This window comes from Bdellovibrio sp. MYbb2, assembly GCF_056175685.1.
In genome coordinates, this window is record NZ_JBJKJI010000001.1 from 796,939 (window position 1) to 809,690 (window position 12,752).

The window sequence follows — 12,752 nt, forward strand, 5'->3', positions numbered from 1 at the left end:
CTTTGGCCTTAAGGAGATACTATGGCGAAACTGATTCTGCACAAACAAACCCTCGCCAATATGAACGAGATCTGTGCTTGGTTTGCTTCCAAAACCGCAAACATGTCCTATCCGATTTATTCCAGTTACGACATTCGTGATTCGGGCTACAAAATTTCCAACGTGGATGCGAATATCTTTCCGGCAGGCTTTAATAATATCTGCCCGACAGACAAAGAATCCGCTCCGGCCCTGGTCGACAAGTACATCACCAAACACTACGGCGCCGGCATCAAGAACATCTTGCTGGTGACTGAAGAGCACACCAACAATGCTTTCTATTGGGAAAACGTTCACACCATCCGCAAGCTGATTGAAGCCACCGGTCGCGTCGTGAAAATCGCAATCCCTCGTGAACTGCCAGAGCCTTTGAATCTGACCAGTTCCGCCGGTAACGAAGTGACAGTGCACTCGGCTTTGAAGGGCGGGGAGCTTTTGAAAAGCTTCACTCCGGATCTGATCATCAGCAACAATGACTTCTCTGAGGCCTACGAGGAATGGGCTCCGACAATGAGCGAATTCCCGATGAACCCGCCAAGAGAGCTTGGCTGGTATCAGCGCAAGAAAAGCACGTACTTCAAATACTACAACCAGCTTGCCAGTGAATTTGCCGAAGTGGCCAAGATTGATCCTTTCTTACTAAGAGTTGAAACCGAACTGTTTGAGCACTTCGACATTGGGGATGAAAGCAGCCGCAATGCTTTGGCGGAAAAAGTGGATCAGATGCTGGCTCGCCTGCGTGAAGACTATAAAAAACGCGGCATCAACCAAGAGCCGTTCGTGTTTGTGAAAAACAACGCCGGCACTTACGGTTTGGCAGTGATTCGTGTGGGTTCCGGCGAAGAAGTGAAAGCCTGGTCCTACAAGTCCCGCAAAAAAATGAAAGCGGCCAAGGGCGGTCGTGACGTTGAAGAAGTCATCATACAGGAAGGCATTCCGTCCATCGTGGAAGCGGACGGCGCCAGTGCAGAGCCGGTGATTTATATGCTGGGCTGCGAGCTTGCCGGGGGTTTCCTGCGCACGCACGCCGAGAAAAGCTCTACCGAAAGTCTGAACAGTCCGGGTGCGGTTTATAAGCGTTTGTGTGTGTCGGATCTGGCGATCAATACGCCGGGCTGCCCGCAGGAAAACGTGTACGGCTGGACAGCCAAGCTGGGCCTGTTGGCGATTGCCATGGAGGCTCAGGAAATGGGCGCGGTCTTTAAGGGCTACACGCCGGTGGGCTGCGGTAAGCAGTAATCAGTGATTAGAGTTTCTGAAAATAAAAAAGGCCCCTCTGAAAAGAGCGGGCCTTTTTCTTTTGTCGACAACGTCGAACTAGTGACAAGCCGGAACAGACTGCGGTGTTCCTGAGGCAGAAATAGTCACGCTGCCTTCGCCGTTAGCCAGATTCTGGATAAACTGAATTTTGCCTTCAGTTTTATTCAGGCAAGGCGTTCCGCCCAAGCCCACTTCAGTCAGGTTCATGTTTTTATCAAAAGTGAACGTGGTGTTGTACACGTCAGTTTTGAACAGATCCGGAACCAGTTCGTAAGTGGTGCCCTTGTAGGTCAGCTGAGTTTTCTTGCTCAGCGTGCCGTCCACACGAATCACATTTTTCGCACCATCAAAGAACCACAGGCTGCCAAAGATCGCAAAGCCATTGCTTTCCGGAATGATCAGCATTGGCAGGTTGCAAGCGCCGTCGCGGGCAAAGTCAGGGTTCACACGCAGGGTGCGGATGTTGCCATCCTCCAAAGTCACACGGCCCATTTCAGGCACGGTGCTGCCGACACAAGCGTACTCCATGCCGCCGTAACCGAAGTACTGGTTGGCTGCCAAAGATGCAGAAAGAATACGACCCATTAGATCCATGAACACGTCAGAATCCACCCAGAAACCCTCTGGCGTGGTGTAACCCAAAGACAGCTTCAGGCCGTTTTCCTCGTAAGTGGTCAAGTGCAGTTCACGCAGCATCTTCAGATAGTCTTTTTTCATAAGACTGCGCATGTGGTGTGCATGAATAATACCGTTGAACAGGCGCACGCGTTCAGAGAACAGCTCGTTAGCCGTGCTGTTGATCACTTCACGATAGATAACCTCGTGAAGAATCAGAGCCGCCTGATTGTCGGCATCCAGCTGATTCCACAAGTTGGCATTCACCACATAGCGGGCTTTGTTCAAAATGGACGGATTTCTTTGGAAGACCACCTGCTCAAGAGTGCAGTCCTTCGGCACGGTCACAAGTCCCAGATCCGGAGTCTGGCGAATGCCCAGATCATTCACGAATTGCGCAGAGGCCATAAAGTCTTTTGCGCCCTCGCGGTACTGGCGAGCGCGTGCGGGATCGACCTGTTCCAGGCGAGTCGCAAGATCCACGGCTTTATCCACAGGAGTGACAGCTTTTGAATAAAGGATGGAACCCAGATCACGTGTGCTGACTTCGTATAGATCCAGAACGATTGGCGCCTTGCCGGTGCAGAACAGGGCAAAGCCGGCGTTACCGCGGTCATACCAGTTGTTGGCGTGAGCGGACACCGCGATCAGCGAAAGCAGGGATGTGATGACTAGTTGGCTGATTCTCATTTTTGTACCTTCGTTACCGGGAACAGTTGCACGTTCAGATTGTAGACGTCCGTTTTAGGCCCTTGGGTCATCAAGGTGGCCATTTTGCGGCGGAAGTTTCTGATCAGGCGTTTTGCCTCAGGGATTTTTTTACGGTTCATGGGGAATGTGATGGAAGTCACATCACGCAGATCCAATGGCACACGGTCCATGTTGTCCAGAACCTGAACCAGGGACTGCTTGTGCGAGCGGCGCAAAGATTCAGATGGGATGTTGTGGCTGGTTTCCAGTTGCTTGTGAGTGACGATGAATTTTCCTTCTTCGATCTGCAACAGACCCAGACGGCACAGACGCTCGATGGCTGCCTGTGCGACTTCAAACGGAATGTTCAGGCGGTCGGCAATCCAGTTGGCATTGGGCTGGAATGTTTTTACCGGCACGAGCGCCAGAATCGCAAAGTGGTACCAGTCGCAGATGACGCCGAACTCGTCTTCTTTAAGCTGTACTTCCGGCAGCAGAGTTTTGACTTTGCGTTTGTCGAACTCAATCAGATTTTTCAGATGAACGAAGTCGGTTTCGCCCATACCCAGGCCTTTGATAACCTGTTTACCCACCGACATGGTCATGATCCGGCGACCATTGATATAGTCACTGAGGCGGCTGGACGGAATACCCAGAATCTTGGCGAATTGGGCATTGGTCAATTGAGGCGCTGAAGAGCGTCGTCTTTGATACTCGTTTAATAGAAATTCGGACGTCTTATTCATAAGGACTGGGTTTATTGCATGCTTTCCCAGAGACTAAAAGAGGAAAAAACCAGAGACAAAATAGAGGTAAAATCGGATTGGTAATTACCGCGTTTTAAGGGGATGACAGGTGTTCCAGTGCCGGAACATCGGAAAATATTTCAGGTATTCTTACGGGAATTTCACCTCGACCTTGGTAGGCAAAATCTGCGACCTACGGCCAGCCCGTCACAAAGTAGGATATGTCAGAAACACGCCGTGCTATTCTTCAATAAAAGAGGGATCGCAAATATGAGAAAATTCTACGGAGTGGTCGGTCTGTTCACCGTGTGTTTTGTGGCAGGCTTTGCTTTCTTAAAATCCAACACTGACGAATATCAAATCAATCGTGATCCCGCAGCGGTTAGAAATAATTTCGACTTCTCTCACTTGCGTGGGGAACAGCTGCAAGAGGCTGTACGTCAGCGTCTGCTGGCGGGTTTGGAAATCAGAAAGAACACCCAAGGGGCAGGTATCGGTCTTGGCCACTTTGTCTTTATCGATGAAAACGGCAGCAAGAAACTTGCTTGTCAGGAATTCCAGAAAGTATTTTTGAGCTTTGAGGCAGAAGGTGTTTCTGTCGGTGGCGACAAGCCACAGATGGAAGTGGAGGGGCGTTGTGATGTTTCTTCCGACATGTCCCGTATCAATGCCTTGTATGTTCCGGTGCAAAAGATTTTGGGCGAGCATCCGGGTGATGGTGAATTCCAGTTCAACGAAGGTCCGAAGGTGACCGTGCGCTTTACGAACCTGCCGGAAGAATGGCCGCGTACGTGGTTGTTGAAATCCGTGAAGCTGGTTAATGAAAGCGCGTCTGAAGCGCTGGTCGTGGAAAGTGATGAAGTGGCGAAAACCCTGGGTCACCCGGTTGTGTTCAGCTGGTAAGATTCTTTCAAAATTTGGACATAAAAAAACCCCTTCAGGAACACTGAAGGGGTTTTTGTTTTCAGAAGCTTATGTGTACTGCTTCGCGATTTCAACGAAGGTACGGATCATCGCGCCGGAAGCGCCTTTCTTAGGGCAATATGGCAAACGATTGCCTACAGCCCAGCCGGTACCCGCGATATCGAAGTGCGCCCAAGGGATGCCTTCGCCCACGAACTGCTCAAGGAAGGCTGCTGCTGTTGCAGAACCTGCACCTTTGCCGGAAGAGATGTTGGAAAGGTCAGCGTAAGTGCCTTTCATGTCTTTAACGTGGAAGTCCGTCAAAGGCATGTTCCAAACCCATTCACCGGATTCAACAGCCGCTTTTTCAACTTTTGTTTTCAAAGCAGAGTTACGAGTGAAGTAACCAGTGTGAGTGTTGCCCAAAGCGATAACCATCGCTCCAGTCAAAGTCGCTGCATCCACGATCATTTGTGGTTGAAGCTCTGTCGCGTAAGAAAGAGCGTCTGCAAGGATCAAACGACCTTCAGCATCTGTGTTGTTCACTTCGAATGTTTTACCATTGCGAGCTGTGTGAACATCACCTGGTTTTGTCGCAGAACCGTTGATCAGATTTTCAGTGGAAGCCACAAGGCCTACTGCATTTACCTTCAATTTCAATTTTGCGATCGCCAGCAATGTGCCGATAACGTTCGCGCCACCGCACATGTCGTATTTCATTTCTTCCATGCCAGCGCCTGGCTTAATGGAAATACCACCGCAGTCAAAAGTCAGGCCTTTACCAACGAAGCACACTGGCTTTTTGGAAGCGGCAGCACCTTTGTATTCCATGATGATGAAACGCGGCTCTTGGTCAGAACCGTTGGAAACGCCCAACAGGCCGCCCATTTTTTCTTTTTTGATGCGGGCTTTATCCCACACAGTCACTTTCAGGTTGGCAACGCCTTTAGCGCCTTCAACTGCGTGGTCTGCAAGGATGGTCGGAGTCATCAGGTTGCCTGGCAAATCGCCCAGACGGCGGGAGAAGTTCACAACAGAACCCAGGATCGCGCCTTCGTTGAAAGCAGCTTTCACAGCTTTGTCGTTACCCAATTTGGAAACAACGTGAACGTTGATTTCTTTTGCGTCTTTTTTACCGGACATCAATTCGTTGAATACGTATGAAGTCAGGATCAGACCTTCAGCAGCCGCTTTTGCGAAATCTGCAGCGTCTTTTTTGCCAGCAGTGATGCCGTCGAAGTGAATGGCTGCTTCAGGCACGTTCAAAGCTTTGATCGCCTCGTAAGCGGAAGCCATGGACTGACGAACAGATTCGTGAGTGATTTCGTTTTCTTTGCCAAGACCCACCACGATTACATGGCGGAAACCATTGAAGCTGAATTCACGGAAAACAACAGTTTCCTGATGTTTGCCGGAGATCGTTTTTTCTTCCAAAGATGGCAGCAAAGCTTTGTGAATTTCAGAATGAGTCACTTTTGCGAGCTTGTCTTTTTGAGAAGAAGACTTGGAAAACACGACCAAAGCCGGGCAAGTCAATGTGTCGATGTCTTTGTTAAGTAAGTTGAAAGCCATAAAAACCCCTTAATATTATTCGGTTTTGTTGTGCGTTAATAGATGTAGCACAGCAGTTTTGGGGGTCAAAGGCTTTTTGATAAAGTCCTGCCATAGTATTCCGATAGGTAGCACAGTATGACACCTCAATCACAACCACAGGAGACAGCAGTGGCCCTCATACCTTACGTCATCGAGCAGACCTCAAAGGGTGAAAGATCTTACGATATTTACTCCCGACTACTAAAAGACCGCATTATCATTCTTGGTACTGCCGTTACTGATGAGGTGGCGAACTCTATCATTGCCCAGATGTTGTTCCTTGAAGTGGACAATCCTGAAAAGCCGATTCATTTGTACATCAATTCTCCAGGGGGCAGCGTGTCTGCGGGCCTGGCGATCTACGACTTTATGCAGTTCGTAAAGTGCGACGTGGCGACCTATTGCATGGGTATGGCTGCGAGCATGGGTTCGTTGCTGCTGACCGCGGGTACAAAGGGCATGCGTTACAGCCTGCCGAACACCCGTATCATGATTCACCAGCCGCTTCTTTCCGGCGGGGGTCTATCCGGTCAGGTGACGGACATTGAAATCCACGCCAAAGAACTTGTGAAAACAAAAGAGAAATTGACTCGCATCTACGAGACACACACTGGCAGAGACTATGACACCTTGAGAGCGGCCATGGAACGCGATAACTTCATGGATCCTTATCAGGCGAAAGAGTTCGGTTTGCTTGATCATGTGGTTGAATCCCGTAAGGCAAAAAAAGGATAAGAGCCGATGACAACTAAAGATACCAACGGTGCTTTGAGATGCAGCTTCTGTGGCAAGGGCCAAAAAGAGGTCAAGAAATTGATCGCCGGTCCTGGCGTGTACATCTGCGATGAGTGTATCGATCTTTGCAATGACATCATTGACGAGGAAAAAGAGCGCGAGACGGCAGTCAAGGGCACGTTCAAAGTTCCCAAGCCTTCCGATATCAAAACTTATCTTGATGACTATGTGATCGGTCAGACGCAAGCCAAGAAAACTTTGGCAGTTGCGGTACACAATCACTACAAGCGTGTGAATGCGATGTCCGGCGGTAAAAAATCCGCTGACGTTGAAATGCAAAAATCCAACATCCTTCTGATCGGTCCGACAGGTTCCGGTAAGACCTTGTTGGCTCAGACAATTGCCAAGGTTCTGAATGTGCCGTTTGCGATGGCCGATGCGACGACTTTGACGGAAGCCGGTTATGTCGGTGAAGACGTTGAAAACGTGGTGTTGAACTTGCTGCAGGCTTCTGACTATGACGTGGAAAAAGCGCAAAAAGGCGTGATCTACGTGGACGAGATCGACAAGATCTCCCGTAAGTCTGAAAACCCGTCCATCACGCGTGACGTGAGCGGTGAGGGTGTGCAGCAGGCGTTGCTGAAAATCCTCGAGGGCACTGTGGCGAATCTGCCTCCTAAGGGCGGTCGTAAACATCCTCAGCAGGAATTCATCCAGGTTGATACGACGAATATCCTCTTCATCGTGGGTGGTGCGTTCGTGGGTCTGGACAAGATCATCGAACAAAGAACGACGAACAAAACCATGGGTATCGCGGCAGACATCCGCACATCCGAGGAAGTTGAAAAGAGCGCGAATCTGCTTTCCAAAGTGGAGCCGGACGATCTTTCCAAATTCGGTCTGATCCCGGAGTTCATCGGTCGTCTTCCGGCGATTGCGGTTCTGGCGCCATTGGATGAAGAAGCTTTGCTCGACATCCTGGTTCGTCCGAAGAACGCGATCACGAAGCAGTACCAGAAGCTGTTCAGCTTCGAGGGTGTGGAACTGAAGTTTACGGAAAAAGCCCTGCGTGCAGTTGCCCAGATGGCCTTGAAACGTAAAACCGGTGCCCGCGGCTTGCGTGGAGTTCTGGAAACAGCGATGTTGGATGTGATGTACGATATTCCTTCCAAAAACAATGTGAAGGAAGTTGTGATCGATGAAAACGTGATCAACGAAGGCGCTCAGCCGATGCTCGTCTATAAAACCGACGAAGAAATCCGCGCAGAGGAAGAAGAAGCGAAAAAGAAAAGCTCCGCCTAGTCAGGCCGGAGCTTCCTAAAAGCCGAAAACTAAAAGACCCGGGTTTCCCCGGGTCTTTTTTTATTTTTAGCTATTCAGATTATTCCGTCAGTTTCAGATCCAGGCGAACGGCGTCTCCCAGGCGGCTGAAATCCACCGGCTTGCTGAGGAAGCGGGTGGCCCCCAAGGATTCGGCCTTGTTGCGGAATTCAGAAGATTCATAGGCGCTGACCATATAGAACGGCACCTTGATATGAAGGCCCTTGACGGCCTGTAAAAGCTCAAATCCATCCATGCCAGGCATATTGATGTCTGAAAGAATCAGGTCGACCTTGGCCCCTTCCGGGCTTTTCAGAAAGTCCAGGCAGTCCGGTGCATTCAGGAAAGAGGTCAGATTGAGATCTCCCCAATGTGCAAACAGCTTTTTGAACTTTAATTTATAAAGCAGGTGTGTGTCTGCTTCATCATCGACTATCACAATGTGGATCATGAATTCGGTCTTTCGTGTGTAAGGGGCAGGGACATCGAAAACTCTGTCCATTGCCCGAACTCGCTGTTGTATTTTAATGTGCCACCGTGTTTCTGGGCAATATTAAATGCAACAGTCAGTCCGAGTCCAGCTCCTTCACCCGCTGACTTTGTCGTCAAGAAAGGATCAAAGATTTTTTCACCAAGAATTGTGGGGATGCCCACACCATTGTCGCGGATGGTGATTTCCACCATGTCCCCGCGCACGGCTGTGGACAAAATAAGTTCTGGTTCGAAGTTCTTATTGGCGCGCACTTTCTTTTCCAACGCATGGATCGCATTGTCCACGATATTGGAAAGAGCCCGCAGCAAAGACGTTGTGTACACCGGAGCTTTGACGGATTCACCCAAACGGTAAGTCACCTTCGGCGGCACATAGCTTGAACCCAAAGAGCGGGTTGAAACGGTGTCCTGATAGGATTTTTTAACGATCTCATTGATGTCAGTAACTTCCAGCACATCGCTGTCGTAACCGGATAGGATCTGCATGGAACGCACGATCTGATCAATGCGTTGACTGTGTTTCAGAATCACGCGGCTGATCTCTTTGATCTCTTCCAGATTTTCTGAATCAGTCAGCAGTTCAGAGAAATTCAGAACGAAGTTCAGCGGATTGCGGATTTCATGCGCCACGCTGGCGGTCAGACTTCCCAAAGACGCCAGACGTTCTTGCGCCACCAAAGTCGCCTGCATGCGTTTGATCTGCATCATCGCTTTTTCCAGGCTTTCGTTTTTCGTGGTCAGCTGGCGGGTGCGCTCGGCGACCTTTTGCTCCAAAGCCTGATTCAGGCTTTCCAGTTTCTGATTGGCTTCCAAAAGCTCGGACCGGAACTGATTGATGGATTCAACCAGAACATCCAGTTCATCCTGCCCTTTGTGGGCCCGGCGTTTCAGCTCCAGATCCTTGGCGTCGCGGCCGCGGTTTTCCGCCAGATAGCCGGCGATATGCTTGATATGAACCACCAGGATGCGGTTGAAGATGAAATACAGGAAGAACACCACGACTGCGGTTTTGGCCGCTTGGCGAATGAAGATCCAAATGGCTTCCTGGAAGTACTTTTCACGCAGGCTTTTGATATCCAGTTCGACATCCAAAGCGCCCAGGATTTCATTGGTGTTCTTGTGATAGATATCAAAGCGCTTGTGGCTTTCTTCGGTGGGGTCGGACTTTCCGGTCTCGTAGATGGTTTTATTGTCAGCCACCAGACGCAAATAGCTTACGCCTTGCAAACGACCCAGACCATCAAGCTGAATTTCCAGTAGTCTTGTGTCATATGACCACAGATGTTCGGCCATGGAATCAAGGTAAGAGTTCTTGATGATGGTAAAGTTGTTCTGCAACTTATCAAAATCTCTTTGATAGTCCATAATGAGTTGGAATGCGGTAAGAATCAGTGTCGCAAACGAGCTTACGGCCCAAGTCGCTATAAGCAGCTTGAGTGATAGCGAGTTGGTGCGGAACCATCTTTTGCTGTCTCTGGGTGTCACATAGCACTTATCGAACAAAATGGCTTAAAAGGGCATCAAAATGTTAGGACCTGGAATTACAATTAGGAAAGATTCTCAATTTCCGACACTTATTAGAATTATTTTCGGTTAGCATTAGGGCTGATTATGATGCCTAAAATTAGGGCAAATTGGACTCGCTTCTAGGACCAGAAGTCTTTTTCTCTGCAATATATTTACTTCCCAGCAATCATACACATAGTTAGACTGAGTATAAGAATTTGCTCAAGGTTGAGATGGATTTTTTAACCTAAGCAGATTTGGTTCGGTTCTAAGTAGGAACGAGCCTGCTCGTTAACCCACAGGGAGGGATAGGATTATGAGCGAGGGAAAAGTACAACAACTACCACTTTTGCCCCTAAGAGACCTCATCATTTTTCCGCATATGATGATGCCTTTGTTTGTCGGTCGTGAAAAGAGCATCAACGCTCTTGAAGAGGCGATGAGCAAACAAACCGACATCGTTTTGGCCGCTCAAAAGGACGCCAAAACCAACAATCCCGAACCTAAAGATATCTTTGCAATCGGTACAGTTGGAACAATCATCCAATTGCTTCGTTTGCCGGATGGAACTGTGAAGGTTCTGGTTGAGGGTAAACGTCGCGTAAAGATTAAGAATTTTGTAAACAACGATAATTTCTTCACGGTGGCGGTTGAAGCCCTGGATGAAGATCCTACAAATATCGTTGAAGCGCAGGCTTTGGTTCGCTCCGTAAAAGGAACGTTCGAGACCTACGTGAAACTGAACAAGCGTATCCCGCCAGAGATTCTGATGCGTGTTTCGACCATCGAAAATCCAGGGGAGCTTGCAGATATCATCGTGGCTCAGCTGAACCTGAAACTTGAAGACAAACAGACCGTTTTGGAGATCATTGATCCTTCCAAGCGTCTGGAACACCTTCTGAACCTGATGACCGGCGAGATCGAAATCCTTGAAGTGGAAAAGAAGATCCGCACACGCGTGAAGAAACAGATGGAGCGCTCTCAGAAAGAGTACTATCTGAATGAACAAATGCAGGCCATCCAGAAGGAGCTTGGTGAAAAAGACGATTACCAGGCAGAGCTTCAGGATCTTGAGATCAAGACCAAGAACAAAAAAATGAGTCAGGAAGCCAAAGACAAGGTCATGAAAGAGATTAAAAAACTCAAAATGATGTCACCTATGTCTGCGGAAGCGACAGTTGTTCGCAACTATATCGACTGGGTTCTGTCTTTGCCTTGGGCTGACTACACAGAAGAAAAACACGACATCAAAAATGCCCAGCGCATTCTTGATGACGATCACTGGGGTTTGGAAAAAGTCAAAGATCGTATCCTGGAGTACCTGGCAGTATTGTCTATCTCCAAAGATATGAAAGGGCCTATCCTTTGCCTGGCGGGTCCTCCAGGGGTGGGTAAAACTTCCTTGGCAAGATCCATCGCGGAATCTTTGAATCGTCCATTTGCGCGTATCTCTTTGGGTGGCGTGCGTGACGAGGCGGAAATTCGCGGTCACAGAAAAACATACGTAGGTGCGATGCCAGGTAAAATCCTGCAGGCGCTTCGTAAAGTGGACAAAGGTAATCCACTGGTTCTTCTGGATGAAATCGACAAAATGGCGAATGACTTCAGAGGTGACCCGGCGGCTGCGATGCTTGAGGTTTTGGACCCTGAGCAGAACAACAACTTCCAGGATCACTATCTGGAGCTTGAATACGACCTGTCCAAGGTGATGTTTATCGCGACAGCGAACTCCTTGCACACGATTCCAAGACCTCTTTTGGATCGTATGGAGATCATCAATCTTGAAGGTTATATCGAGCAGGAAAAATTCCACATTGCGAAGAACTATCTGGTTCCGAAGCAGCTGGAAAACCACGGCTTGAAAGACTACAAAGTCACCATCAAGGATGACACCATCCGCGATGTGATCCGCTACTACACTCGTGAAGCGGGCGTTCGTAACCTAGAAAGACAGTTTGCAAACGTGGCTCGTAAGGTCGCTAAAGATATCGTGATGAACGAAACTTTGGAAAACTTCAAAGCCGACACTAAAACAGAGAAAAAAGCTGTAGCGGCCAAAAAAGGCGCGAAAACAGCGAAGACTTCCACAAAGAAGAACGAAGGTTATGTGGTTACTCCGCAGAAACTGGTCGAGCTTCTGGGTCCGCACAAGTACAAGTTCGGTATGATCGAGACTGAAAACGAAATCGGTCTGACGAACGGTATGGCTTGGACGGAAGTGGGCGGTGACCTTCTGGCAGTCGAGGTGAGCGTGGTGCCTGGTAAAGGCAAGTTCACAGTGACCGGTCAGCTGGGTGATGTGATGAAAGAATCCTGTGCGGCGGCGATGAGCTATGTTCGATCCAGAGGTCCTTTGTTCGGTTTGGACAAAGAATACTTCTCTAACATCGACGTGCACATCCACTTGCCAGAGGGTGCAGTTCCTAAGGACGGTCCTTCTGCAGGTATCGCACTGACGACTTCCATCGTGTCAGCGATCATGAAAGTCCCTGTGAAGCGCACAGTGGCGATGACTGGTGAAGTTTCCCTTCGCGGTCGCGTGATGGCCATCGGTGGTCTGAAAGAGAAGATCCTTGCTGCTCACCGCGGTGGCATCAAGCTGATCATCTGCCCTAAGGAAAACGAAAAAGATCTTAAGGACATCCCTAAGGATGTAATGAAAGATCTGAAAGTGATCCTTGTGGACCATGTGGATCAGGTTCTGATCAATGCTCTGGACATCAAGTCTCCGAAAGAATTGTTCAAGATTCAGAAGGAGCGCGAGTTCGGAATCAAAGCTCAGTACACGGGTCAGTCAGTACACCACCACTAAGAGTGGTTGGAGATTAGAGACTTCAAATTTGACGAGAGTCG

The 12,752-nt window shown here is 49.0% G+C and carries 10 protein-coding genes; 5 read left to right on the forward strand and 5 right to left on the reverse strand.

What is annotated here, in order from left to right; genetic code table 11:
* The first annotated feature begins 21 nt into the window (after window positions 1–21).
* The gene (gshA, locus tag AC04MQ_RS03930) at window positions 22–1,278 is read left to right on the forward strand and encodes a glutamate--cysteine ligase (RefSeq protein ID WP_015092720.1); all 1,257 of its coding nucleotides are present in this window, start codon (window positions 22–24) and stop codon (window positions 1,276–1,278) included.
* 78 nt (window positions 1,279–1,356) lie between these two features.
* Here gshA and AC04MQ_RS03935 read toward each other — a convergent pair whose 3' ends face one another.
* Together AC04MQ_RS03935 and AC04MQ_RS03940 are read right to left on the reverse strand one after the other, a co-directional pair.
* Complete coding sequence (locus AC04MQ_RS03935; protein ID WP_015092719.1) at window positions 1,357–2,604, reverse strand: hypothetical protein; 1,248 nt, start codon at window positions 2,602–2,604, stop codon at window positions 1,357–1,359.
* Window positions 2,601–3,350: a TIGR02147 family protein gene (locus AC04MQ_RS03940; protein ID WP_080602453.1), complete on the reverse strand. Its 750-nt coding sequence runs from the start codon at window positions 3,348–3,350 to the stop codon at window positions 2,601–2,603. Before AC04MQ_RS03940 ends, AC04MQ_RS03935 begins: the two co-directional genes overlap by 4 nt.
* A gap of 270 nt (window positions 3,351–3,620) precedes the next feature.
* Between AC04MQ_RS03940 and AC04MQ_RS03945 the strand changes: the two genes are divergently transcribed.
* Window positions 3,621–4,253 carry a hypothetical protein gene (locus tag AC04MQ_RS03945; protein ID WP_080602452.1) on the forward strand — a complete coding sequence of 211 codons (633 nt, stop codon included), beginning with the start codon at window positions 3,621–3,623 and terminating at the stop codon, window positions 4,251–4,253.
* A gap of 69 nt (window positions 4,254–4,322) precedes the next feature.
* Here AC04MQ_RS03945 and AC04MQ_RS03950 read toward each other — a convergent pair whose 3' ends face one another.
* Entirely contained in the window at window positions 4,323–5,825 is a 1,503-nt protein-coding gene (locus AC04MQ_RS03950; protein ID WP_015092716.1) for a leucyl aminopeptidase, read from the reverse strand.
* 117 nt (window positions 5,826–5,942) lie between these two features.
* Between AC04MQ_RS03950 and AC04MQ_RS03955 the strand changes: the two genes are divergently transcribed.
* Window positions 5,943–6,581 carry an ATP-dependent Clp protease proteolytic subunit gene (locus AC04MQ_RS03955; RefSeq protein ID WP_011166059.1) on the forward strand — a complete coding sequence of 213 codons (639 nt, stop codon included), beginning with the start codon at window positions 5,943–5,945 and terminating at the stop codon, window positions 6,579–6,581.
* A gap of 6 nt (window positions 6,582–6,587) precedes the next feature.
* Entirely contained in the window at window positions 6,588–7,883 is a 1,296-nt protein-coding gene (clpX, locus tag AC04MQ_RS03960; RefSeq protein ID WP_011166058.1) for an ATP-dependent Clp protease ATP-binding subunit ClpX, read from the forward strand.
* Window positions 7,884–7,962: 79 nt separating this feature from the next.
* Here the strand turns inward: clpX and AC04MQ_RS03965 are convergent, their stop codons facing one another.
* Window positions 7,963–8,352: a response regulator gene (locus AC04MQ_RS03965; protein ID WP_015092714.1), complete on the reverse strand. Its 390-nt coding sequence runs from the start codon at window positions 8,350–8,352 to the stop codon at window positions 7,963–7,965.
* The gene (locus AC04MQ_RS03970; protein WP_015092713.1) at window positions 8,349–9,758 is read right to left on the reverse strand and encodes a sensor histidine kinase; all 1,410 of its coding nucleotides are present in this window, start codon (window positions 9,756–9,758) and stop codon (window positions 8,349–8,351) included. Before AC04MQ_RS03970 ends, AC04MQ_RS03965 begins: the two co-directional genes overlap by 4 nt.
* A 457-nt stretch (window positions 9,759–10,215) precedes the next feature.
* Between AC04MQ_RS03970 and lon the strand changes: the two genes are divergently transcribed.
* On the forward strand, window positions 10,216–12,711 hold the full coding sequence (gene lon / locus AC04MQ_RS03975) for an endopeptidase La (protein WP_041578099.1): 2,496 nt from the start codon (window positions 10,216–10,218) through the stop codon (window positions 12,709–12,711).
* Window positions 12,712–12,752: the final 41 nt, after the last annotated feature.